A 23,101-nucleotide genomic window follows, 5' to 3' on the forward strand; every position below is an offset into this window, starting at 1 on the left:
GACCAGATCTTCTTCCAGTGCCCGACCGGGAAGCCGGTGAAGGCCAGCAGGTCCTCCTCGGCCTCGCGCAGCATGGCCTCAACGGCCGGGAACTGGCGGCCGAGCATGCCGGCGATGACGTCGAGCTGGGCGCGCACGTGCTCGGCGTCGGGCTGGGCGAAGATCGTGCGGATCGCGGCGGCGACCATCTCGGCGTTGCCCTTCGGGACGCGCGCGAGCACGTTGCGCATGAAGTGCACCCGGCAGCGCTGCCAGGCCGCGCCGAGCAGCACCGCACTGATGGCGGCCGTCAGCCCGGCGTGGGCGTCGGAGATGACCAGCTGGGTGCCGGCCAGTCCGCGGGCCTTCAGCGTGCGCAGGAACGCGGTCCAGAACGCGCCGTCCTCGGAGTCGCCGACGGCGAAGCCGAGCACCTCGCGGTGCCCGTCGGCGGCCACCCCGGTGGCGATCACCACGGCCTGGGAGACGACCCGGCGGTTGACCCTGGCCTTGCAGTAAGTGGCGTCGAGGAACACGTAGGGGAACGCTTGCTCGGCCAGCGACCGGTCCCGAAACGCGCTGACTTCGGCGTCCAGATCGGCGCAGATCCGGGAGACCTCGGACTTGGAGATGCCGGTGTCGGCGCCCAGCGCCCGCACCAGGTCGTCGACCTTGCGGGTGGAAACGCCGTGCAGGTAGGCCTCCATCACGACCGCGAACAGCGCCTGGTCGATCCGCCGGCGGCGTTCCAGCAGGGAGGGGAAGAACGACCCGGCGCGCAGCTTGGGGATCCGCAGCTCCAGATCCCCGGCCGTGGTGGTCAGCGTCCGCGGCCGTGAGCCGTTGCGCTGGGCGGTCCGGGCGTCGGTGCGCTCGTGCGGGCCGGCGCCGATCACCGCGGTGAGCTCGGCCTCGATCAACGCCTGGTAGATCGTGGTGGCCGCCGACCGGATCCGGTCATCGACATCGGCGGCCTTCAGTGCTTCGAGCACCTCGAGCAGGGCAGACTGGTCCAGGGCCATCGTGTGCTGTGTCCTTCCGCGAGAACCATTGGCGTGGTCTCGCTGACCATCACACGATGGCCCCTCGCACGTGATCACCCACGCGGTCAGTGACCTGGACTTACACCACCAGCGGGGACGTCACCCCGCCTGTCGTCGGCCTACCGGAGAACGTGCTTCACAAGCCGCGGGCGGCGCGGGTCGGCCAGCGACAGGGCAGCGTCTCGGAGGACAACGGGCATCGGCCGGAGACGAACTGGAGGCGGTCCCGGGAGACCGCTTATAGGGGCGGCGCCGAACCCAGCCGCAGGCAGGGGGCTGCCCGCCGGCGGTTCCGGCGCCGCCCCCCGGCGCCGGCGGATACGGCCTCCATCGCTGGCAGGTGACGCGTCCCAGGGGCGCGATACAGGAGAACAACTGGAGCCAGTCAGACAAGGCTGGCTGTGAAGTGTCACCACCGGGCCGGAAATGGCGCCTTCTGTGGTGAAGGCACCGCCCACCACCGACGACCCCCGGGAGCCAGCCATGCCCGACCCCACCGCCGACCACGAGCCCGAATTGCTCACCATCACCGAGGCCGCGGACGTGCTCCGCGCGCCGGTGGCCACCCTCCGGTATTGGCGACACCTCGGCACCGGCCCGAACAGCTTCCGACTCGGCCGGCGCGTCCTCTACCGCCGCGCCGACCTGCACAGCTGGATCGACGCACAAGCAGACCAGTCCCCGCGCCGATAGCGCCGCACCTGGCGGAAAGCGGCTGAACGGGGCGCGGGGCCGCTTGCGACTCCGCGCACACGGTGCGGTCTATGGCCACCCCCGGCTGTGGACAACGACGGTCATCCACAGAAGCCGAACAGGACGGTCTCCGGCAGCACCGGAACGGCGACGCTGCTCACACGCATCGAGAGGAGGAGCGATGGGCTGGATGGGCCCGGTCATGGACGACCAGGAGCACGAGGGCTGGGCGGTGCCGCTGTTCGCCGACGGCGCGCAAGGCGCCGGCACCACCAGCGCCCGCGGTCTGCTGGTAGCCCGCCGACACGACGACGAGCCGTGCAACGGCGACCGGGTGCGGCTGACCTACAGCGACCGCTCCACCGCCGAGGGCGTCTGGCAGGACGGCACGGTTCTCCGCGGCGACGGGATCGTGCACTCCCACACCAGCGGCCAGGTGCACTGCGAGGTGATCGAGCAGGCCGAGGAGTGGCGTCCCGACGCGGAGGTCGTCGGCTGGGTCGCCGGCTGCACCTGTGGCTGGCGCGGCACCGGCTGGACCCGGGTGCCCGGACCCGGGCTGGCCGACCCCGCGGCGCGGCAGCTGGCCACCGCCGGCCCGTGGGCCGATCTGGAGGCCGCCGACGGGAACCGGGTGATGCAGGACTGGCTCCGGCGCATCGCCGGATGGCAAGCCCTGGAGGACGTCGAGGCGGCCGCCGCCCGGCAGGCCGTCGCCGCCCGCGCCCTGGACGAGGCGGTGCGCGCCGCACTCGCGGCCGGGGCCTCGGAGGCCGACATCGGCCGGGCCACCGGCCTGACCGGCCCCTCGGCCACCGAGCGGTGGTCCGCCCGTGGCTGAGACGGCGACCGGCCACCCGGACCGAGCGAGGAAACCCCGCCATGGGAGCGGACCGTGCTCGTCGTCGACTCGACGGCGAGCCGCTGGCGCCCCTGCGCGCCCTCGAGGAGATCCTGCTGCGCCTGGGCACGTGGGAGGAGGACGACCGGCGGGATTCGAGCGCCGACACGGAGCCGCTGCGGGTGCCGCCGCCGCTGGCCGACCGGGCCGCGCTCCCGCCGTGCAGCGCTTGCCTGGGCGCCCGTGACTCTCGGCGCCATCGAGCGGCCGGATCTCCGTAGGTGATCACGAGGGGGCCCTTGGAATCCGATTACTGGTGGGACTGCGGTTGCCGACGGGCCGAACGGCTGTTCCCAAGACGCTTCGTGCGCAAGACGAGACTCGAACTTGACCATCACGGTCGGAGCCCCACCAGCCGTGAGGGGCCGGAGAACGTCTCGCTTCCGATCATCCAGCGGCTCAGCGCGGGTCTGTCCGCGGCTTCGCGGCCTGCTGGCGTGCTGCGGCAATGCGCTCGGCAGTTGTGAGCGGCGGGTTCGCCAGCGTGGCCTCCGACCGCAGCTCGGCAGTCGGGGGCCGGGGTGTCGTGCCGGCCAGCCGGTACAGCTCCGGCAATGCCTCTTGGTCCTTCCGGCGTCCCGCCGTCTCCTTCGAGCGGATGACGTCGTGGAGCGCGGCAACAAGCACGTCAACTCCACCAACGGTGCGACGGTCCGCCCTGGGTGCCAGGTCGTCGTAGCCGCCCTCGAACGCAGCCGGTCGAATTGCCAGGTCAAGCTCGCCGTGGTCGGTCTGCAGATTCAGCATCCGCAGGCCAGCCAGGGACTCCCCCGAGGCGCTGAACGGCAGCCCATCCGGCTCGACGTCAGTGCGAATCCGCGCGCCCAGTTCACGTAGGGCTGCGGCCAGCCGGTCAAGGTTGTCCCGGGTGGTGGCGGGGGTGACGTCGACGTCGCGGGTGGGCCGGCTCGCTCCATAGAGGACGGCCGCGAAGCCGCCGACAACGATGTACTGCACGCCGTGGCGTTCAAGCACGCTCAGGATGGGCGTGGGGTCAAACGGCGCTGGGCTGCCTCCTTCCGGAGTGGTCACTGCTTCCCAGCGGCGGTGAACGCGTCAACGAGGGCCTCGTGGCGCGCGTCGGTGACCGCTTGCTGCTCTGGAGGCATGGCCGCGTAGGCGGCGTCCAGGACGTCGTCGTGGTCGTCGTAGTCCTCCAGCCGGACGCGCATCTCCAGGTCGATCGCCGCGAGCAGCCTGCTCAGCGTGATCAGCGAGGGCTGCCGGTGGCCGGCCTCGATTCGTTCCACGGTGGAGCGAGGAACTCCCGCCAACGCCGCAAGTTGGGCCTGGGAGACGCCCTTCTTGGCGCGGGCACTGCGCAGTAGGTTGCCGGCCCACCGCTCGGTGTCGCGCCACGTCGTCGGACCCATCGTCGCCATACGGGTATCGTAGCCAATTGGCGGGTGCGACGCCAGCACCTACTGACCCACCGGGATGCGCCGGTTCGTACCTCGACCTTCCGCCAAGGGCCACTTCGGAGATCGCAACCAGTCCTGACGGGAGGCTCATGCTGCCCACACCGTGCCCACACGGCGCCCACAAACCAGCCGTATCCGGCCATCGCTGGTCAACGACGGTTAACGTCGAAATAGCAGGTCAGATGGCATTTTCCCGCCATAGTGGCAGGTCAGGAGAGTGCGCCGAGATATCTCATAATCCCTGGGTCGTGGGTTCGAGCCCCACCCGCCCCACTCAGCGCCCTGTGTTGTCTCGGCTGATGCTGGACACCTCGTGCCCCGGTGCGCAGCGGGCCCTGCACGTGGAGGTGGCCCCGAGGCAGGGGTCCGGTGCTCAGTTCGCGAGCGACTCGTAGACCGCGTCGACCAGAGCGCGGTTGCGGCTGCTCTGCCAGCGAGGAATCACGTGGTTCATCACGTAGCCGAACGCGATGCCGGCGTCGGGATCGGCGAAGCCGAGGGCGCCGCCGGTGCCGAAGTGACCGAAGCTGCGGGAGTTGGGCCCGAGAGGCCGGCGGGCGGTGGTCGGCTGGAAGCCGAGGCCGAAGGTGACCTCCTCCCGCAAGATGGGACAGCCCCCGGTGGCCTGCGGCGATGTCGCCAGTGCGAGCACCGCGGGTGTCAGCAGGCGGCCGGGCTCGAGCAGCCCGGCGTAGATCCGCGCCACCCCTGATGCCGAACCGTGGCCGCTGGTCGATCCGATCTGCGACGACCGCCAGGCGGCCGAGTTGACCACGCCGATCGACGAGTAGCCCGGCGGGTTCACGTGGGCCAGCAGGTTCATGCGGGTGTCGTCGTCCAAGCTGTCGAATGACCCAGGCGGGAGCGCCGCGACGGACGGTGGTCCTCCGGTGGCGGCCCACAGCACGTCGGCGCACCGGTGCTGCTGGTCGTCCGGCACCCCGAACCACATGTCGGCATCGAGTGGTGCCAGGACCTGCCGCAGACGCTCACCGGGCATCTGGCCGCTCGCCCGGCGGACCAGTTCGCCGACGAGGTGCCCGAACGTGTTGGTGTGGTACGCGAGCCGCCGGCCCGGTTCCCACCAGGCCTCCGTCGAGGCGATCGCCGAGGTCATCCGGGTCCAGTCGAAGAGGTCGTCGTCGGTGAGCTGCTCTCGGATGGCGGGGACGCCGGCGCGGTGGGTGAGGGCGTGGGCCACCGTCGCCGAGCCCTTGCCTCCGGCAGCGAACTCGGGCCAGATCTCCGCGATGGGGCTGTCGAGACGGAGCACGTCGTCGTCGACGAGTTGCAGGGCGAGCAGCGCGAGGATCGCCTTCCCGACGGAGTAGACGTCGACGATCGTGTCCGCCCGCCACTCCCGGGTGCGAGCTTCGTCGGCCCACCCCCCGACCAGGTCGACGACGACCTCGCCCCCCACGATGACGTGCACTGCGGCACCCACCTCGCCCCGCTCCGCGAAGTTCTCTGCGAATGCGGCTCGGACGGGCTCGAACCCCGGCGCGCACCATCCTGCGATCGGCGTGTGCATCAACTGATCCTCGATTCCGTTCGGAACGGCCAGTGTCGCTGCACCATCGCCGGCGCCGGCACATGCGGGTGCAGCCCCGGTGACTCAGTGCGAACCGATCCAGCAGCGTGCGGTGGGGCGCTCCTCGCTCGTCTGGATGCAGCCGGCGATGGCGGCGTCGCTGACGTCGACCATCAGGTGCACCTGCGGCGCGTAGGGCTGCACGAAGAGCTCGGCCGGCACCTCGAGGACCTCCGAGCTCATCGGCCCGTCGGGTCCGGCGAACCACCGGCGGATCACGCCGGCGCTCTCCAGCACGAACAGCTGGTCCGCCGACCCGAGAGCGGTCGGCTCGGGCGCCGTCGCCAGGTCGGGATACCGCCGCAAGGGCTCCCGCTCCACCCAGCCGGAGGCGGGCGACCACACCGGGCTCGCCCCCGACCTCTCCCCTGCGTACAGACCGCCGCCGATGCACGTCGCCAGCTGGAACTCGGTGTCGGTCAACGGGTGCGCGCTGCCCGGGACCGGCGTCCACGTCTCGCCGTCGAGCCGGTGCACCTCGGCGTCGTACCGCTGTTCCGGGATACCCGGGCCGACGATCCCTCCGTGGCCGAAGTACCCCCCGTCGAGGGGCACGAGGGTGTGCATCCCGTCGGCCAGCAGGCAGGTGACGCCCTGCGGGGCCTCCACCCGAGCGGCTGTCCGGCCGTCCGCCACGTCGTGGCCGATCAACTGCTCGTCCACCTCGACCCAGACGACGTCGTCGTGCACGCCGACCAGCTCGACGCCGCGGCCGTCGAAGCTGCTCACGAGCCCGCCCCACTCACGGGCGAACTCCTCCTCGGCGAGCGTCGCTCCCCCGCGGTCGACCACGGAGACCCTGACGGCCGTCTCCTCGCACTCCTCAGCAGCACAGGCGAGGCGCGTGACGACGACGCCGTCGCCGTAGGGCGCCATGGCGTGGCTCTGTCCAGGCAGGCGGACGACGTCGGTCGACCGGCCGGTGTGGTCGATCCGGGCCAGCGACGCACCGGTCTCCGCCGACGTGAGGACCCACGCCTGCCCCTCCCCCGCGACGAGCGCGATCGGCGACTCGACGTCGAAGGTCGCCGCGAACTCGCTCGGCGGACGGGGCACGGCCGGCTCCTGCGCGCCACCCCCACCTTCGGTGCACGCCACCGCGCTGACACCCACGACCGCTCCCGCGACGAGCAGACCGGCGGCTCGGCGGGGCGCCCGCCTCACCGCGAACGGATCCAGCATCGGGAGGTCGGCCACTCGTGCCTGATGCACCCGGCGAGCACGGTCTCGTTGGCGTCGAAGAACAGACCCGGCGTCGGGCCGTACTCCTGGTAGAAGATGTCGGCCGGCACGTCGAAGGTCTCCTCGACGACCGGCGCCTGGGGAGGACCGACGACGAGGCGGATCGTGCCGGGGTCGTCGAGGACGAACACCTGGTCGCCCTGGCCGAACGCGACCGACTCCGGCGCGCGTTCGAGACTCCGCGGTCGCTGGTAGGGCTCCGGACTCCGGAAGCCGGGCGACGCAGCGAGCCAGTCGGCACCCTGGTTCGACGGCGGGTCGGAGCTCGTCCGGCCCGTGTCCGGGTCCCAGGACACGAAGGTGTCGCCGGTCGTCTCGAGGATGTCCCATGTCTCCAACCAGACCTGGTCTCCGTTCACCCCGAGGATGTGGACCGAGTCGCAGATGGCGGACTCGCAGTAGGGAGCTCCCTCCCCCCGCGCGATTTCCTCCTCGGCGAGCACCTTTCCCGCCCGGTCCAGCACCCGGACCTCGGCCACGGTGTCCTCGCAGTCGTCACCACCGCAGGCGACCCGCGCGACGACGACGCCGTCGCCGTAGGTCGCGATCTGGTGCGACTGGCCCGTCAACCGCGCGACCTCGGTGAGCCCAGCGTGGTCGAACCGGTGGACCGAGGCGCCGCCGTCCTCCTCCCTCAGGATCCACGCCGCACCGTCACCGGCCACCAGTTGGAGAGCCCGATCGACGTCGACGGTCGCCTCGAACTCGGCCGGCGGAGCGGGCAGGGTCGGCTCGTCCCCGCCGCACGCGCCTACCAAGGACAGGGCACCGGCGACGAGCACGAGCCGTCGGGCTCCTCGCTGGGACATCGGGCCTCCGCACTCCGCACGTGGACGCCTTCCTACCGCCGTCCCGGGGGACCACGCGCGAACGAGACCGAAGCGAGACGGAAGGCGTCGCGGTCAGCGGCGGGACCTGCCGGATCCACCGAGCGGGCCGGGCCGACCTGGGCGAGGCTGCTGTCATGACGACGCCCGAAGAGCAGCCCCAGCCGCGCGACATCGCCCTCGAGCAGGAGACCCCGGAGCTCGCCGCCGACCTCGAGGCCCAGAGCGAGGGCGAGGAGCCGACCGTCGGCGAGGTCGAGGCCGGCGGGCACCCCAGCTGACGCGGTGATCATCGCCGGCTGACCGAGTAGACCTGCCCCACGACGGTGGCCTCCTCGCCCGGCTCGACGAGGAACGCGTCGGCGCTCGCCCGGTACGCCGCGATCGAGGAGTCCTCGCTCCGGTCGACGGCCCGTGCGCCCACGCGGTAGGCGTCCCCGATGGCGTGATTGGGGCCGATCCCGCCGTTCTGCAGGTCGAACGTCACCGTGGTGACGTTCGGGTCGTCGTCGTTCGCCCTGCCGTCCAGGTGGGGGACGACGTCGGTGGCGTTCTCCAGCGCCAGCACCTGCACCGACTCGGGGATGCCGGCGCGCGCCACCGGAGCGCCGGCCGTGATCAGGTGGGTCACGGTGAAGTCGAACTCGGCCGTGCCGGCGTCGTGCGCCGCCTGGGCCGCGACCATCCCGCCCTGGCTGTGGCCGACCAGCATCACCGGGTCGGTGGCACTCGCCCCCGCCTGCCGCAGCGCCTCGGCGACCGCGGCCTGCCGGGTGGTCGCGTCGCCCCCGAGCACCCGGACGCTCGTCCCCAGGTCGTTGGTGGCCGGGTTCGGGCCGCCACCCGGCAACGTCCAGTCCCGCGTGCCGGGGATGTCGACCACGTAGGCCGTCGTGCCGTCGGCGTGGGTGATCACCCGCACGCCGATCTGGTCCTGCCCCGACCTCGTCGTGCCGGTGTTCCTCGCGTCGAGCGCGCGCAGGTGATCGGCGATCCCCCGGGGCGGGGTGATGACGGCGGAGCTCGTGTCGTCCGGCAGCCGGGTGACGACAGGGCGCCCGTCGGGCCAGAACCCTCCCAACCGGCCGGCCGCGGCGCGCACGTCACCGCCCCCGAGCCACGGCAGTCCCGGCACCAGCGCACCGGCGAGACCAGGAGCCATGTTCGCCATGGCGTCGACCACTCCGGGGTGCTCGGTGAGCCACCGCTCGGGGTCGTCCAGGAACACGACGACGGCGAGGGTGCTCCCCGCCGGATCGGCCACGGCGCCGCCCGCGAGCCCGGCCAGCAGCGCCGGCACGGTGACCGGCGCCAGGAACCCGGCCGCCCAGTGGAGATCGTCGGCGAGTTCGGCCAGTGCGGCGTCGGCGGCCTCGTAGGCGAGTGCCGCGGCCTCCAGGGCCACCCCGCGGGCGGTGAAGGTGATCGCCAGGACCGTCAGCCCGCGCGGTCCGTCGAGCGCGTCGGCCAGCGTCGCCTGCACACGCGCGACGCCGGCCGGGTGCAGGAGCGCGGAGGCCAGCAGGTCGGGGTCGAGCAGCAGCCCGTGACAGGCGGCGCTGGTCGCGGCGAGCACCTCGGCGAGGTCGGCGCTGCTCCGCGCGAGCGTGACGAGGTCGGCGAGCTCCGCTTCTATACCGCCGGCCCCGCCGCGGACCGTGAGCTCAGGGCTGCTCATCGGACGAGCGCCAGGAGCGCCGCCAGTGCGGGCGCGAGCCAGGTGTCGAGGCCCGTCACCACAGGCCCCGCCGACTCAGCTGCCCGGCCAGGCCGCGCCAGGCGTCGGCGCCGACGTCGGGCAGCACGCCGAGGAGGTCACCGGCGTCCTCGAGCAGCTCCCCACCGCGCTGCACCTGCTCGGCCAGCCAGCCACGCACCGCCTGCTCGGCCCGCGCGATCGCGGCGATCCGCTCCCGGACCTCGTCGGCGTGCCGCCGCAGCAGCTCGGCTGCCTCCTCCATCCCGTCGGCCGCCGCGTCCACCGATGCGCAGTCAGTGGCCAGCTGCCTCCGGTAGGCCGACGCCGCGTCGGACACCCAGCGCGCACTGTCGCCGCGCATCCGGTGGTCCTCCCCGGCTGCCCGCACCCGCTTGGCGCGCTGCCCGAGTTCGGCCGCGAGCGCGTCCAGCGCATCCGGATCGCCGTAGAGCCCCATCGTCATCCCCCTCCGAGTGGCGGCACGGTAGGCAGATCCGGCACCCCCCGAGCCGGGCTCCGACGGAGCTGGGGACGGACTCCGCTCGTCCACAGGGCGACCCGGTGCACTGAGCCCGCCGGTGCAGCCTGAACAGGTGGCGCCCGAGATCTCCGGTGGTCAGGCGGTCCGGGAAGTCCACGCACCGATCACCCGGGCGGCCAGCTCGGAGAGCACCGGGGCGGAGTCGGCGAGGCAGCGCGCGAGGTCGGGCTCCACCTCGGTCAGCGCGTGCGCGGCGGCGACACCGGCGGCCCCGAGCCGTTCCCTCGGCAGGTCGACGCGGCCGGCCAGCACCACGCACGGCACGCCCGCGTCGCGGGCCCGGGCGGCGACCTCTGCCGGGCCCTTCCCCCGCAGTGTCTGCTCGTCGAACGCCCCCTCCCCGGTGATCACCAGGTCGGCGTCCGCGAGCACCTCGTCCAGCCCCACCAGGTCGCAGACCAGCGCCGCTCCCGACACGACCTCCGCCCCGAGCACCGCCATCGCCCCGGCCGCCGTGCCACCGGCCGCCCCGGCTCCGGGCCGTCGCTCGACCCAGGCCCCGGTCGTCCGCGCCAGGAGCGACGCGTACCGGGCGAGCGCCGCGTCCAGGAGCGCGACGTCGTCGGGGCTCGCGCCCTTCTGCGGACCGAACACCGCCGCCGCGCCGGACGGCCCGGTCAGCGCGTTGTCCACGTCGGTGGCGACGACGAACTCTGCGGTCCGCACCCGCGGATCCAGCGCCCCGAGGTCGATCCCGCTCACCGCTGCCAGCCCCGCACCGCCGGGTCCGATCTCGGCTCCGCGGGCGTCGGTCAGCCGTGCACCGAGCGCCTGCAGCATCCCCGCCCCGCCGTCGGTCGTCGCGCTGCCGCCCAGCCCGAGCACGATCCGCCGCGCGCCGGCATCGAGCGCGGCGAGCACCAGCTCCCCCACCCCGCGCGTCGACGCCGTCAGCGGCGCCGGGTGATCGAGGAGGCCCAGCCCTGCGGCCGCGGCCATCTCCAGCACCGCCGTCCCCTCCCGGACGGCGAACACCGCCTCCACCGGGCGGCCGTCGGGTCCGGACACCCGCGCCGTCCGCGACCGGAAGCCCGCTCGGACCGCGGCGGCCACGGTGCCCTCTCCCCCGTCGGCGATCGGCCGCAGCACCAGCTCCGCGTCCGGCAGGACGCGCGCGAGCCCCTCGGCGACGGCGTCCGCGGCGGCGTCCGCGGGCAGGCTGCCCTTGAACGAGTCGGGCGCGATCACGATCCGCACAGCGAGCAGCATGCCCCGCGAGGTCGTAGCGTCCGCTCCGTGAGCCAACCGAGCGCCGACTTCTACGCCTTCGAGGACCTCCTCGAGCCCGACGAGATCGAGATCCGCGACCGGGTGCGTGCCTTCTGCGACGCGGAGATCACCCCGCACATCAACGACTACTGGGAACGCGCCGAGTTCCCGTTCGAGATCGTGCCCAAGCTGGCGGAGCTCGGCATCGTCGGCGGCACGATCGAGGGCTACGGCTGCCCGGGGATGAGCGCGGTGTCGGCCGGCCTGGTGGCCGCCGAGCTCGCCCGCGCCGACGGCAGCGTCGGCACGTTCAACGGCGTGCACAGCTTCCTGGCGATGCAGTCGATCGCCCTGCTCGGGGACGAGGAGCAGCGCGAGCGGTGGCTCCCGGCCATGGCCCGGCTGGAGACGATCGGCGCGTTCGCGCTCACCGAGCCGCAGCACGGCTCGGACGCCGTCGGACTGGAGACCTCCGCGCGCCGGGACGGCGACTCCTACGTGCTGGACGGCCAGAAGAAGTGGATCGGCAACGGCTCGATCGCCGACCACGTGCTCGTCTGGGCGCGCGGTGAGGACGGCGCCGTCGGTGGCTACGTCGTCGACAAGGGGACCCCGGGCTTCGAGGCCACGGTCATGACCGGGAAGACGGCGCTGCGGGCGGTCTGGCAGGCCGAGCTGACGCTCACCGACGTCCGGGTGCCGGTGGAGAACAAGCTGGCGAACTGCCACTCGTTCAAGGACGTCTCCCAGGTGCTGGACCGCACCCGGTACACCGTCGCCTGGCGCGCCCTCGGCCTGGCGACGGCGTCCTACGAGCTGGCGCTGGCGCACGCGCTGCGGCGCGAGCAGTTCGGTCAGCCGATCGCGGGCTTCCAGCTCGTGCAGGACAAGCTGGCCCGCATGCTGGCCGAGATCACCTCGATGCAGCTCATGTGCTGGCGGCTGTCCCGGCTGGCCGACGCCGGCCGCATGACCCCGGCCATGGCGTCGCTGGCGAAGATGAACCATGCGGCCAAGGCGCGCGCGATCGTCGCCGACGCCAGGGACATCCTCGGCGGCGACGGGATCCTCATCGACCACCACGTCGCCCGGCACCACGCCGACATGGAGGCGGTCTTCACCTTCGAGGGCACCGACTCGGTGCAGGCGCTGATCGTCGGCCGGGAGATCACCGGGCTGTCGGCGATCAGTGGGCGCAAGCCCGGCTGAGCGTCGTCAGCGGGCGGAGCTCAGGGACCGGCTGACGGCGGTGAGCCGCGCGCACTCCGGGCACGCGGTGCGCCCGGCGCCCACCCGCGCCCACCGCTGAGAGCCCCACACCTGCACGATCGCGCCGCAGACGGCGAGCTCGATCTCGCCGTCCAGCTCGGCCGGAGCGCGGTGTGCCTCGACGGCGTGCCAGGGGTACTGCAACTCGGCGTCGCCACCCGTGGACCGGCGGTCCGGGCGGGAGAAACCGACGGCGTACGTGTCCACGAGAGTTCCTGTGCCCGCCTGCACGGTCGCTCAATCCTCCTGACCACGAGAATCGAGTCCGTTCCGTACGCGAAGGGCTCGATCTGGTGTGCCGGCCGCGGGCGCCGAGCCTGTCGAGCGCGCTACCGTCGACATCGCGGCCGGCGAAGGGAGTGCGCACGTGGACCCGCTGACCCTGCTCGTGGGTGGCGCGCTGCTGGCCTCCGGGTTCGTCGCCGGCCGGCTCGGCCGACGCCGGCCCACCGCGCCTCCGCCGGTGACACCCGTCTGCGGCTGCGGCCACGCCCTCAGCCAGCACGACCGCGACACCTCCACCTGCTACGCCGAGCTCAAGCGGGACAACTACGACAAGCGCGGCCGCTGGGCCGGCCACAGCTGGGTGCCGTGCACGTGCCGCCAGTACGTCGGCCCCCGGCCCATCGACGAGGTCTTCGCGCCGCGTCTGCTCCCGCCGTCGGCCGACTGACCCGATGAGCGACCGCGGCGCTGTTCCGCCGGGACGACGCCGCCGTCCCGGACTGCTCGCCGCCACCGAGCCCGTGCGGGCGCTGGCCAGTGCGGGAGCGCTGGCCGCCGGGCTGCCCCTCCTCCACCTCGCTCCGCGCGGGGAGCCGCACCCGGTGCTCGTGCTGCCCGGCTTGATGGCCTCGGACGTCTCCACCCAGGTGCTGAGGATATGGCTGAAGCGGCTCGGCTACCCGGTCGTCGGCTGGGAGCTCGGCCGCAACCGCGGGGCCACCCAGGAGATCCGCGATGCACTCCCTCGCCTGCTCGACAGGCTGGCCGCCGAGCACGGGACGGCGGTGAGCATCGTCGGCCAGAGCCTGGGCGGCATCTTCGCCCGCGAGCTGGCCCGCCGGGCACCCCGGCAGGTCCGTCAGGTCGTCTCGCTCGGCTCGCCGTTCGGGTCCGGCAGGTCACTCGCCCGGCCGCTGCAGGTGCCCAGCACCGCGGTCTACTCGCGATGGGACGGCGTCGTCGACTGGCGGGCCTGCCGCCAGCGACCCGGTCCGCGGAGCGAGAACGTGGCCGTGCACGCCAGCCACCTCGGCATGGGCCACGACCCCGCCGTGCTGTGGGTGATCGCCGACCGGCTGGCCCAGCCGCGGCACGACTGGCAGCCGTTCCGCCCGCCCACCCGCTTCGGGCTCGGCGCGCTGTTCCCGCCGGAGGACTGAGCGGCTCAGCGCACCAGCCGCCGGAGGCCGAGCACCACCGCGCCGGCGGCGGCCACCCACGGGCCCGCGACGATCACCGGGTCGAGCAGGTGGTGCCGGGCGTCCACCCTGCCCCTCCGTGACCGGAGCCCGCCGTGCGTGACCTCGGTCCGGACACCGGTCTGGGTGACCGGGTTGTCCGGCCGCGTCGTGGCGAACGAGCGCAGGTGCTCCTCGACGGCGTCGACCCGGTCGGCGACGACCAGCAGCATCCAGTGCGCCAGCCGTCCCTCGCTGACCCGCGCGTAGGAGAGCTTCCGGAGCGCACCGGACAGGCCCTTCGGCGGCTGCCCGGTGCCGAACACCGGTGTCACGAACGCGTGCTCGATCGACCGCTCCCGGGGCCACTTCTCCGGTTGCCGGTCCGGGAAGTCCCAGTGGGCACCGGTCCGTTCGGGCGCGTAGTCGAGCCTGGGGTACGACGGGCGGTCGGCCGGGTCGAGGTCCACGCCCCAGCCGGGGATGCGGGCCCGCAGCTGCTCGGCGGTCTCCCCCGCCGTCCGCTTGTCCTTGACGTACGGGCTGGGGATGTCCGGGTCGGTCATGGTCGCTCCTCAGGCCGCAATGGGCAGGATCAGCGGCTTGATGCAGCCGTCGAGCTTGCTGGAGAACACGTGGTACGCGTCGGCGATGTGCTCGAGCGGGAACCTGTGCGTCACCATCTCGCTGGGCTTCAGGTAGCCGTTGCGCACGTGCTCGAACAGGCGCGGCCACTGCCGCTTCACCGGGCACTGGTTCATCCGCAGGGTGAGCCCCTTGTTCAGGGCGTCGCCGAACTTCACCGCGTTGGGGATCGGCCCGAAGGCGCCCATCACCGAGATGGTGGCGCCCTTGCGGACGCCGTCGATCGCCCAGTTGAGCGCGACCGGCGAGCCGCCCTGCATCTTCAGCTTCGCCCCGGTGACGTGCTGCACCAGGTTGCCGTCGGCCTCGGCGCCCACGCACTCGATCGCGACGTCGGCACCCAGGTGGTCGGTCTGCTTCTTCAGCTCCACGACGATGTCGTCGTACTCGGCGAAGTTCAGCGTCTCGGCGTGGGCGAACTCGCGGGCCTTCTCCAGCCGGTAGTCGAGGTGGTCGACGACGATGACCCGCCCGGCGCCCATCAGCCAGGAGGACTGCGCCGCCACCAGGCCGACCGGCCCGGCCCCGAAGACGACGACGGTGTCGCCCTCGGCGATGTCGCCGAGCTGGGCGCCGAAGTAGCCGGTCGCGGTCGCGTCGGTGAGCAGGACGGCGTCCTCGTCGCTCATCCAGTCGGGGATCTTCGTCGGCCCGACGTCGGCGAACGGCACCCGCACGAACTCCGCCTGGCCGCCGTCGTAGCCGCCGGTGGTGTGCGAGTAGCCGTAGATGCTCCCCACCGCCGTGGCGTTGGGGTTCACGTTGTGGCAGTTGGAGTACAGCCCGCGGACGCAGAACCAGCAGCTGCCGCAGAAGATGTTGAACGGCACCATCACCCGGTCGCCCACCTGCAGGTTCTGCACCGAGGAACCGACCTGCTCAACGACGCCGACGAACTCGTGGCCGAAGGTGTGCCCGATCCGGGTGTCTGGCATCAGCCCGTGGTAGAGGTGCAGGTCGGAGCCGCAGATCGCGGCCAGCGTGACGCGCACGATCGCGTCGTTGGGGTGCTCGATGACCGGCATCGGCTTCTCCTCGACCCGGATCTTGTACGGGCCGCGGTACGTCATCGCTCGCATGCAGCGGTGACTGTCCGCTCGCGAGGCGGGCTAACCCTGGATCGAGCTCAGCGCAGCCGCTGCGGGATCCCGGCGGTCACCAGCCACACCCGCTCCGACGCGGTGGCCACCCGGGCGTTGAGGACGCCGAGCTCGTCGCGGAACCGCCGTCCCGAGGGGGTCGCCGGGACGATCCCGCTGCCGACCTCGTTGCTGACCGCAACCACCCGCCGGCGGCTGGCCGCCCAGGCGGTGACGAGCCCGTCGACGGCCGCGGCGAGCCGCTCGTCGGCACCGGGGGCCTCAGCCCAGACCCCGCACTCGTCCATGACCCCGGCCAGCCACGTCGTCAGGCAGTCGACGAGGGCCGGCGGCCCGGTCGCCCTCAGCACCGGCTCGAGGTCCAGCGTCTCGATGGTGCGCCACGCCGCGGGCCGTCGGGACCGGTGCAGCGCCACGCGATCGGCCCACTCGGGGTCCTCGGGGCCCGGCGCGGTCCCGCAGGCGACGTAGTCGACGGTCTTCTCGCGGAGCAGCAGCTTCTCGGCGTAGGAGGACTTGCCCGACCGCGCACCGCCGAGCACGAACACGCGGCGGGGTGGGCGGAGCGGCACGACGCCGAGTCTGCCGCACCCGGGCTCACGGCCCCGTCACGGCGCCTTGGGGATCACGATCCACAGCGCGATGTAGACGATCTCGCCCACGCCGAACAGGCCGAACAGGACGAAGCCGATCCGCACGAGTCCCCGGGAGATGCCGAACCTGTCGGCCAGACCCGCGCAGACTCCCGCGAGGACCTTGCCGGAACGGGGCCTGACCAGTGCAGCGGACATGGCCGCCCCCTACCCGGGCGCGCCTCCCGCTCACACCCGTCGACCCCGACCTGGTCAGAAGCGTCGGCGCGCGCGCATGCGCCACGGCCGGCCGTCGGGGTCGTAGGCCAGGTCGTACACCGGGCTGACCAGACCGCGCAGCAGCAGCCCACCGCCACCCCGGCGAGGGTGGGCGCGCAGCCGACCGGCCGGCCGGGGACCCGTCCGCCCGGCGGCGCGCCACTCGTCCAGCTCCGCGGCGGCCCGGAGCGTCACCTCGGCCGCGCCGTCGGGGTCGAGCAGGTCGAGGTCGTCGCCGTCGGCCCGGCCGAGGTGCTCGCGCATCAGGGTCAGCCGGAGGTTCCGGGCGAAGGCGCGGGCGCCGTCCCCGCGACCGCCCGGATCGGCCGGTTCGCGGTGGTCGCGTTCCTCGTCGAGGACCGCCGCGGTCAGCTCCGAGTCGTGCGTCCACGACCGCCGGTTGAGATTGGCGCTGCCGACCGCGGCCCACACGTCGTCGACGATCGTCACCTTCGCGTGCACGTACACCGGCGTGCCGGCCTCGTTCTCCAGGTCGAACAGCTGCACGCGGTCACCGCCGGCCTCCTCGACCATCTGCCAGGCGTAGTTGCGGCCGAGCAGGGAGGTGAGGGAGTGCAGCCGGCCCTCGCCGTCCGGGTGGCGCGGCACCACCGCGATGACCCGCAGCTCCGGGGACCGCCGGAGCGCCGCGGCGAAGATCCGGGCGACCTCCCGCGACCAGAGGTACTGGTCCTCGACGTAGACCAGCCGGCGAGCCCGGGCCAGCGCCTTGGCGAAGCCCCGCGCGACGCTGCGCTCCCCCGCCGGGGCGAACGGATAGGCGGGACGGCGGCGCGGATAGGTGCGCAGCAGTTGCACGGCACAGCTGCCCGCCTCGGCCGGCGCGGGAGCAGGCGGTGGCAGCTGGTCCGGGGTCCGGGGCAGGTCGTGCCTCCGGTCCGACGTCGTCTGCCACGGCCAGCGGGTGAGCGGCGCCGGATCCTCCCACCGCTCCCGGAACACCCGCTCCACGTCCCGGACGGCGGGGGCGCGCACCTCCAGCTGGACGTCGTGCTGCGGCGGCGTGGGCCCGTACTCGGGCGCCAGCGGCCGGGCCTGCTGGTCGCCGTCGTGCGCGCGTCCGTCGCGCCGGGACCGGGCGAGGTCGATGCCGCCGAGGAACGCCACGTCGCCCGACGCACCGGTCAGGACGACGAACTTCTGGTGGTGGCTGCCGATGAGTCGGATCCGCTGGTCGAGCAGCACGAGCCCCCCGGCGGCGTTCAGCGAACGGGCCAGGGCGCGGTTGACCTCGAGGACGTAGCCGATCGCCTCGGGGTGCGAGCGCCAGAGCAGCCCGCGCACGACGGCGCCCCGCCGCGCGGCCGCGGCGAACGCCTCGCCCACCGAGGGACCGTCGTCGTCGAGGAGCTCGTCGGCGTCGGCCCGCCAGCCGACGAGGAGAACGGCGTCCCCGTCCCCCACCCGGGCCAGCGCGCGGGCGAGCTCCGCCAGGTAGTCGCGGCCGTCAACCAGGGCGCGCACCGCGTTGCCCTCGCGCCAGGCCGGCAGCGCCGCGGCGTCGTTGCCCCGCCCGGACGGCCCGCCCCAGTCGACGGGCGAGGACGTCCCGGCGGGCGGGGTTCGGCGTCACAGAAGCTCCTCCCCTGCGGTTCTGTGCCAGGGTGGTCCGGGTGAGCGATGTCCAGGTGATCACGAGCCGAGAGGTTCCGCTGGGCGGGCCGCGCGCGATGACCGTGCGCCGCACGCTGCCGCAACGCGCCCGGTCGCTGATCGGCGCGTGGTGCTTCGCCGACCACTACGGGCCGGACGACGTCTCGCTCACCGGCGGCATGGACGTGCCGCCGCACCCGCACACCGGGCTGCAGACGGTCAGCTGGTTGTTCAGCGGGGAGATCGAGCACCGCGACACCACCGGCGCCCAGGAGATCGTGCGGCCGGGCGAGCTGAACCTCATGACCGGCGGGTCCGGCGTCGCCCACTCGGAGGTGTCCACGTCCGACTGCGGCACGCTGCACGGCGTCCAGCTCTGGACGGTGCTGCCCGAGGCCACCCGCCACGGCCCTCGGGAGTTCGTGCACCACGTGCCGGAGGCGCTGCACCTCGACGGCGCCGTCGCCCGCGTCCTCGTCGGCACGCTCGCCGGGCACACCTCCCCCGTGCCGACCCACACGCCCCTGCTCGGGGCCGAGCTGGTCCTCGACCCGCACGCGCAGCTGGAGCTCGACGCCGACACGGAGTTCGAGCACGGGGTGCTCGTCGACGAGGGGCCGGTCGTCCTCGAGCGGATCGAGCTGGCCCGCGCCGAGCTCGGCTACGTGCCGCCCGGCCGGCACCGGCTGACCCTCACCAACCCCGGCGACCGGGCCGCCCGCGTGATGCTGCTGGGCGGCGAGCCGTTCGGCGAGCCGGTGGTGATGTGGTGGAACTTCATCGGGCGCACCCACGAGGAGATCGCCGGTTACCGCGAGGAGTGGGAGGCGGGGTCCGAGCGTTTCGGCCAGGTCGAGGGGTACCGCGGCGACGTCCAGCGTCTGCCCGCACCGCCGATGCCCACGGTGAAGCTGAAGCCGCGGCTGGCACCACCCGGGCCGGGTGACCCCAGCGCCTGGGGCTGACCCCTCACCGCCGCCGGGCGTCGGGCCGGTCCGCGCGCCGGGCGCGCAGCGAGTTGAGGATCGTCGCCAGGTCGACGAACTCCTGGACGATCGCGCCCACGATCGCCGGGATGTGACCGAAGGCCGCCACCAGCATCAGGCCGACGCTGAGCGCGATGCCCAGCCAGATGCTCTGCAGCGCCACCCGCATGGTCCGCCGGCCGATGCCGACCGCCTCGGCGACCTTGCCCAGCTCGTCGGTCATCACCACGACGTCGGCCGATTCGCTGGCGGCGGTGGAGCCGCGGGCGCCCATCGCGACCCCGACGTCGGCGGCGGCGAGCACAGGGGCGTCGTTGACGCCGTCGCCGACCATCAGGACCGGGCGGACGGGATGGTCCTGCACCGCGCGCACCTTGTCCTCGGGCAGCAGCTCGGCGCGCACGTGGTCGATCCCGACCTGCTCGGCGACGTGCTCGGCGGTGGGCCAGGCGTCGCCGGTGAGGATCATCGTGTCGCGGACCCCAGCTCGTGCAGCCGGTCGATGGTGGCGACGGCGTCGGAGCGCAGCTCGTCGCGCATGATCAGCGCGCCGGCGTACGCCCCGTCCACGCCCACGTAGACGGCGAGCTCCCCGCTGCCGAGGGGCACCGCCTCGATCGGCCCGGTCCGCTCCGCCACGAAGCGGCGCTTGCCGACGACGACCTCGCCGTCCGGCAGCCGCACGACGACTCCGTTGGTCGCGTACTCCGCGGCCTGCTCGCCCGGCGCCAGCGGCAGGTCCCGGGCCCGTGCCGCCTCGATGACCGAGGGGGCCAGCGCGTGGGTGGAGTACTGCTCGGCCGAGGCCGCTCGGCGCAGCACCTCGTCCTCCGGGTACGACCCGGTCGTCCGCACGCCCGTCAACGTCGGCCGGCCGTAGGTGAGCGTGCCGGTCTTGTCGAAGGCGACGGTCTCCACCCGGGCCAGCCGCTCCACGACGTCGCCGCCGCGCACGATGATGCCGCTGCGCGACGAGGCACCCATGCCGGCCAGGAAGGCGACCGGGGCGGCGATCAGCAGCGGACAGGGGGTGGCCAGCACCAGCACCTCGGCGAACCGGACGGCGTCACCCGACAGCGCCCAGGCCACGCCGCCGATCAGGAACGACACCAGCGTGAACGGCACCGCGTACCGGTCGGCCACGCGCACCAGCGGCGCCTCGCGCTGCCCGGCCTCGGCGACCAGCGCGACGATCCGCTGGTACTGGCTCTCGTCGGCCCCGGCGGTCGCCGTCATCTCGACGGCCGATCCGCCGTTGATCGAGCCGCTGAGCAGCTCGTCGCCAGCCGTCCGCGAGACCGGGAGGCTCTCCCCGGTGAGCGACGACTCGTCGAACTCGGCGACGTCGGACAGCAGCATGCCGTCGACCGGCACCACTTCCGACGGTCGCACGAGGAGCCGGTCTCCGGGCCGCACCCGGTCGATCGGCAGGTCCTCGAACTCGCCGGTGACCGGATCCCGACGGTGCGCGATCTGCGGTGCCCGATCCAGCAGCGCCCGCAGTTCCCGTCCGGCCCGCCGCGTACTCCTCCAGCGCCTCCCCGCCGGTGAGCATGAGGACGACGACGAGGGCGGCGAGGTACTCGCCGACCGCGACGGTGCTGACGATCGCGGTGACCGCCAGGACGTCGACCCCCCACCGGCCGCGCAGCAGGTCCCGCACCATGCCGACGGCGGTGTACGCGGCCATCGCGAGGGCGAAGCCGCTGCCCAGCAGGCGCGCGACCGTGTCGTGCCCGGCGAGCGCGAGGCCGCCGACGACCACCAGGGCGACGACTGCCGCCAGCACCAGGCCGTACGGCGCGAGCACGTCGCGCAGCCGGGGCAGCGGTCGCACCGGTGGATCCAGCGTCGGCGGCGGCGGCAGGGGCATGGGCCCAGCCTGCCCGACGCCCCCGCACCGAGGGGGCGGTGCCGGTCAGGCCAGCCGGTCGCGGAACCCGGCCAGCGCCTCCGGGGTGGTGCCGTCGGGCGGCACGACGTGCACCTGGTCGATCGTGCCGCCGTAGCGCCGGGCCAGCTCCTCGGCCACCTCCGCGATCGGCCCGATGACGGAGAACGCGGCGAGCAGGTCGTCGTCGACGAGGTCGCCCATCCGGGCCCAGCGGTCGGGATCGCTGCCGATCGACAGCGCGTGCAGCCGCTCGTGCAGCTCGCCCCGTCCCGCCCGGCGGAGCACGTCGCCGTACGCAGGCGTGGACCCGTAGAAGGCGATCTGCCGGCGCACGGCGAGCTTCTCGGCGTCGCTCGCCCCCTGCTCGCCGGTGACGACGACGAAGCCCGGGCAGTGCACGACGACCTCCGAGCGGTCCCTGCCCGACCGCTCGAGCCCCTCGTGCAGCGCGGGGAGGGTGACCTCGGTGAACCACTCCGGCGTGCTGAAGGCGTGCGGGATGAGCCCGTCGGCGAGCTCCCCGGCCAGTCGGGTCATGACCGGGCCGACCGCGGCGAGGTGCACCTCCGGAGCGGAGGGCAACGGCTCCGGGCGGAACATGTCGGTCATCAGCGTGTGGCTGTAGTGCTCGCTGCGGAAGGCGAGCGGCACGCCGTCGTTCCAGTCGCGCCAGATGGCGTGCAGGGCGCCCAGGTAGTCGCGCATCTGCGCCGCCGGCCGGCTGCTCCAGGGCATGTCGAACCGCCGGGTGATGTGCGGCTTGATCTGGGTGCCCAGCCCGAGGACGGCGCGGCCACCGGAGAGCCGGTGGAGGTAGTGCGCGGCGTTCGCCGTGACCATGGGGCTGCGGGCGAACGCGACGGCGATGTGCGTCTCCAGCCGCATCTCCCCCGAGGACCCGGCCGCGACGGCGAGCGGCAGGAACGGGTCGTGCGCGACCTCCGTGGTGGAGAGCGCGTCGAACCCCAGGTCCCGCGCCCGCGCCGCCTCGTCGGCGATCTCCCCGGGCGTGCCACGCAGCCCGTAGCCGATGCGCATCGCAGCCTCCCTCAGCTCGGCACCTGGCCCATGAAGATCGACGGGTGCAGCCCCTCGGCCAGCGGCCGGAACTCCTTCTCGATCTGCTGGCCCAGGTCCTCGAGGTCCCACGGCCCGTCGGAGCTGATCCGGGCCCGCACCTCGGGGTTGTTCCACAGCGTGACGCCGTAGCCGGCGGCACCGAGGGTGCGGCCGGAGATCCAGTCCGAGGCCTCGCTGGCGAGGTAGGCGACCAGCGGCGCGATGTTGGCCGGCGAGCGCGAGTCGTCGGCGGCCGGGCGGTCACCGCCCAGCCGCTTCTCCTGCGGGATCGTCGCAGTCAGCCGCGTCGCAGCGCCCGGTGCGATCGCGTTGGCGGTGACGCCGTAGCGCCCCAGCGCGTTGGCCAGCGAAGCGGTCAGGCCGATGATGCCCATCTTCGCGGCGGCGTAGTTCGGCTGGCCGGGCGAACCCTGCAGCGCCGAGTCCGACGTGAAGTTGATGATCCGGAAGTGTCCGTCCGGGTTGCGCTGCTGACGCCAGTAGGCGGCGGCCGGCTTGACGGTGCTGAAGTGCCCGCGCAGGTGGACGCGGATGACCTCGTCCCAGTCCTCGTCGTCGAGGTTGAAGATCATCTTGTCGCGGAGGATGCCGGCCCCGTTGACGACGACGTCGAGCTTCCCGTAGGTCTCGACGGCCAGGTCGACCAGGCGCCTGCCGGTCGCGGTGTCGGCGATGTCGCCGCCGTCGCTGACGGCCTCGCCGCCGGCCCGCACGATCTCGTCGGCGATGTCCCGGGCGGGACCGTCGTCGCCCCCCGTGCCGTCGGGGTTCGCGCCCAGGTCGTTGACCACGAGCCTGGCGCCCTGCTGCGCGAACAGCCGGCTGACCGAGGCGCCGATCCCCCGCCCTGCGCCGGTGACGATGACGACCCGACCATCCAGTGTGCCGCTCATGAGAACACGTTCTACTACCTGGTGATCGCCGCCACAAGGGTGCGCCCGGGCGATTGACAGCCGTCGGCGGCAGCCCGGATGCTTCGCGAGAACATGTTCTCGTTGCGCACGTCGAGAGGACGGCCGATGCCCGGTCCGACACCACTCCCCACGCCGGAGACCGCCCCGTACGGGGAGGGGGCCGCCGCCGGCCCTGCGGGGAGCCTCGTGCTGGGCAACC

25 protein-coding genes and 1 pseudogene are annotated in these 23,101 nt (G+C 73.4%); 8 read left to right on the forward strand and 18 right to left on the reverse strand.

Annotated features, from left to right (window positions below):
- Window positions 1-1,001 (reverse strand): IS256 family transposase (locus tag A6V29_RS09355; RefSeq protein ID WP_137160041.1); only part of this gene is annotated, 1,001 nt, incomplete at its 3' end.
- A 504-nt stretch (window positions 1,002-1,505) separates the two neighbouring features.
- Here A6V29_RS09355 and A6V29_RS09360 point away from each other — a divergent pair.
- The 3 genes from A6V29_RS09360 (at window position 1,506) to A6V29_RS09370 (ending at window position 2,837) form a co-directional block, all read left to right on the forward strand.
- Window positions 1,506-1,715, forward strand: coding sequence for a helix-turn-helix transcriptional regulator (locus A6V29_RS09360; protein ID WP_137160042.1), 210 nt, complete (start codon window positions 1,506-1,508; stop codon window positions 1,713-1,715).
- Between the two features lie 181 nt (window positions 1,716-1,896).
- Complete coding sequence (locus A6V29_RS09365; protein WP_137160043.1) at window positions 1,897-2,556, forward strand: hypothetical protein; 660 nt, start codon at window positions 1,897-1,899, stop codon at window positions 2,554-2,556.
- Between the two features lie 41 nt (window positions 2,557-2,597).
- A complete protein-coding gene (locus A6V29_RS09370; RefSeq protein ID WP_249933140.1) occupies window positions 2,598-2,837 on the forward strand; it encodes a hypothetical protein in 240 nt (79 codons plus the stop codon).
- Between the two features lie 178 nt (window positions 2,838-3,015).
- Here A6V29_RS09370 and A6V29_RS09375 read toward each other — a convergent pair whose 3' ends face one another.
- From A6V29_RS09375 to A6V29_RS09395, 5 genes are all read right to left on the reverse strand, one after another.
- Window positions 3,016-3,591 (reverse strand): nucleotidyltransferase domain-containing protein, encoded by a 576-nt coding sequence (locus A6V29_RS09375; protein ID WP_137160044.1) that lies wholly within the window; start codon window positions 3,589-3,591, stop codon window positions 3,016-3,018.
- A gap of 53 nt (window positions 3,592-3,644) precedes the next feature.
- Complete coding sequence (locus A6V29_RS09380) at window positions 3,645-3,998, reverse strand: helix-turn-helix transcriptional regulator (RefSeq protein WP_137160045.1); 354 nt, start codon at window positions 3,996-3,998, stop codon at window positions 3,645-3,647.
- Window positions 3,999-4,410: 412 nt separating this feature from the next.
- The gene (locus A6V29_RS09385) at window positions 4,411-5,568 is read right to left on the reverse strand and encodes a serine hydrolase domain-containing protein (RefSeq protein WP_137160046.1); all 1,158 of its coding nucleotides are present in this window, start codon (window positions 5,566-5,568) and stop codon (window positions 4,411-4,413) included.
- Between the two features lie 84 nt (window positions 5,569-5,652).
- On the reverse strand, window positions 5,653-6,684 hold the full coding sequence (locus A6V29_RS09390) for a hypothetical protein (protein ID WP_137160047.1): 1,032 nt from the start codon (window positions 6,682-6,684) through the stop codon (window positions 5,653-5,655).
- 104 nt (window positions 6,685-6,788) lie between these two features.
- Entirely contained in the window at window positions 6,789-7,679 is an 891-nt protein-coding gene (locus tag A6V29_RS09395) for a hypothetical protein (RefSeq protein WP_137160048.1), read from the reverse strand.
- Window positions 7,680-7,834: 155 nt separating this feature from the next.
- On the opposite strand from A6V29_RS09395, the gene A6V29_RS20830 reads away from it, so the two are divergent.
- On the forward strand, window positions 7,835-7,978 hold the full coding sequence (locus tag A6V29_RS20830) for a hypothetical protein (RefSeq protein ID WP_170977798.1): 144 nt from the start codon (window positions 7,835-7,837) through the stop codon (window positions 7,976-7,978).
- A gap of 8 nt (window positions 7,979-7,986) precedes the next feature.
- Here the strand turns inward: A6V29_RS20830 and A6V29_RS09400 are convergent, their stop codons facing one another.
- The 3 genes from A6V29_RS09400 to A6V29_RS09410 form a co-directional block, all read right to left on the reverse strand.
- Window positions 7,987-9,375: a PGAP1-like alpha/beta domain-containing protein gene (locus A6V29_RS09400; protein WP_137160049.1), complete on the reverse strand. Its 1,389-nt coding sequence runs from the start codon at window positions 9,373-9,375 to the stop codon at window positions 7,987-7,989.
- A 55-nt stretch (window positions 9,376-9,430) separates the two neighbouring features.
- Entirely contained in the window at window positions 9,431-9,859 is a 429-nt protein-coding gene (locus A6V29_RS09405) for a WXG100 family type VII secretion target (protein WP_137160050.1), read from the reverse strand.
- A gap of 153 nt (window positions 9,860-10,012) precedes the next feature.
- The gene (locus A6V29_RS09410) at window positions 10,013-11,134 is read right to left on the reverse strand and encodes a glycerate kinase (protein ID WP_249933141.1); all 1,122 of its coding nucleotides are present in this window, start codon (window positions 11,132-11,134) and stop codon (window positions 10,013-10,015) included.
- A 39-nt stretch (window positions 11,135-11,173) separates the two neighbouring features.
- Between A6V29_RS09410 and A6V29_RS09415 the strand changes: the two genes are divergently transcribed.
- Window positions 11,174-12,355 (forward strand): acyl-CoA dehydrogenase family protein, encoded by a 1,182-nt coding sequence (locus tag A6V29_RS09415; RefSeq protein WP_137160052.1) that lies wholly within the window; start codon window positions 11,174-11,176, stop codon window positions 12,353-12,355.
- A gap of 6 nt (window positions 12,356-12,361) precedes the next feature.
- Here A6V29_RS09415 and A6V29_RS09420 read toward each other — a convergent pair whose 3' ends face one another.
- Entirely contained in the window at window positions 12,362-12,622 is a 261-nt protein-coding gene (locus tag A6V29_RS09420; protein ID WP_137160053.1) for a hypothetical protein, read from the reverse strand.
- Between the two features lie 160 nt (window positions 12,623-12,782).
- On the opposite strand from A6V29_RS09420, the gene A6V29_RS09425 reads away from it, so the two are divergent.
- Both A6V29_RS09425 and A6V29_RS09430 read left to right on the forward strand, forming a co-directional pair.
- Window positions 12,783-13,088, forward strand: a complete 306-nt coding sequence (locus A6V29_RS09425; RefSeq protein WP_137160054.1) for a hypothetical protein — start codon at window positions 12,783-12,785, stop codon at window positions 13,086-13,088.
- A 4-nt stretch (window positions 13,089-13,092) separates the two neighbouring features.
- The gene (locus tag A6V29_RS09430) at window positions 13,093-13,800 is read left to right on the forward strand and encodes an esterase/lipase family protein (protein ID WP_137160055.1); all 708 of its coding nucleotides are present in this window, start codon (window positions 13,093-13,095) and stop codon (window positions 13,798-13,800) included.
- Window positions 13,801-13,805: 5 nt separating this feature from the next.
- Here A6V29_RS09430 and A6V29_RS09435 read toward each other — a convergent pair whose 3' ends face one another.
- Genes A6V29_RS09435 through A6V29_RS09455 form a run of 5 tightly spaced genes read right to left on the reverse strand, consistent with a single transcriptional unit; the run spans window position 13,806 to window position 17,899 of the window.
- Window positions 13,806-14,384: a hypothetical protein gene (locus tag A6V29_RS09435; RefSeq protein WP_137160056.1), complete on the reverse strand. Its 579-nt coding sequence runs from the start codon at window positions 14,382-14,384 to the stop codon at window positions 13,806-13,808.
- Window positions 14,385-14,393: 9 nt separating this feature from the next.
- Window positions 14,394-15,542 (reverse strand): zinc-dependent alcohol dehydrogenase, encoded by a 1,149-nt coding sequence (locus tag A6V29_RS09440; RefSeq protein ID WP_137160057.1) that lies wholly within the window; start codon window positions 15,540-15,542, stop codon window positions 14,394-14,396.
- Window positions 15,543-15,589: 47 nt separating this feature from the next.
- Window positions 15,590-16,135 (reverse strand): bifunctional adenosylcobinamide kinase/adenosylcobinamide-phosphate guanylyltransferase, encoded by a 546-nt coding sequence (gene cobU / locus A6V29_RS09445; RefSeq protein WP_249933142.1) that lies wholly within the window; start codon window positions 16,133-16,135, stop codon window positions 15,590-15,592.
- A gap of 36 nt (window positions 16,136-16,171) precedes the next feature.
- Window positions 16,172-16,354 carry a PspC domain-containing protein gene (locus A6V29_RS09450; protein WP_137160058.1) on the reverse strand — a complete coding sequence of 61 codons (183 nt, stop codon included), beginning with the start codon at window positions 16,352-16,354 and terminating at the stop codon, window positions 16,172-16,174.
- 54 nt (window positions 16,355-16,408) lie between these two features.
- Window positions 16,409-17,899: a phospholipase D-like domain-containing protein gene (locus A6V29_RS09455; RefSeq protein ID WP_249933143.1), complete on the reverse strand. Its 1,491-nt coding sequence runs from the start codon at window positions 17,897-17,899 to the stop codon at window positions 16,409-16,411.
- A 149-nt stretch (window positions 17,900-18,048) separates the two neighbouring features.
- On the opposite strand from A6V29_RS09455, the gene A6V29_RS09460 reads away from it, so the two are divergent.
- Window positions 18,049-18,993: a pirin family protein gene (locus A6V29_RS09460; RefSeq protein ID WP_212719186.1), complete on the forward strand. Its 945-nt coding sequence runs from the start codon at window positions 18,049-18,051 to the stop codon at window positions 18,991-18,993.
- 4 nt (window positions 18,994-18,997) lie between these two features.
- Here the strand turns inward: A6V29_RS09460 and A6V29_RS21245 are convergent.
- The 3 genes and pseudogenes from A6V29_RS21245 to A6V29_RS09475 all read right to left on the reverse strand — a co-directional run bounded on the left by A6V29_RS21245 (window position 18,998) and on the right by A6V29_RS09475 (window position 22,881).
- Window positions 18,998-20,895: pseudogene (locus A6V29_RS21245) on the reverse strand (heavy metal translocating P-type ATPase).
- Between the two features lie 37 nt (window positions 20,896-20,932).
- Window positions 20,933-21,946 (reverse strand): TIGR03617 family F420-dependent LLM class oxidoreductase, encoded by a 1,014-nt coding sequence (locus A6V29_RS09470; RefSeq protein WP_137160061.1) that lies wholly within the window; start codon window positions 21,944-21,946, stop codon window positions 20,933-20,935.
- Between the two features lie 11 nt (window positions 21,947-21,957).
- The gene (locus A6V29_RS09475) at window positions 21,958-22,881 is read right to left on the reverse strand and encodes an SDR family NAD(P)-dependent oxidoreductase (RefSeq protein ID WP_137160062.1); all 924 of its coding nucleotides are present in this window, start codon (window positions 22,879-22,881) and stop codon (window positions 21,958-21,960) included.
- Window positions 22,882-23,101 lie beyond the last annotated feature (220 nt).

The organism is Blastococcus sp. CCUG 61487 (assembly GCF_005222955.1).
Taxonomy (GTDB): domain Bacteria; phylum Actinomycetota; class Actinomycetes; order Mycobacteriales; family Geodermatophilaceae; genus Blastococcus.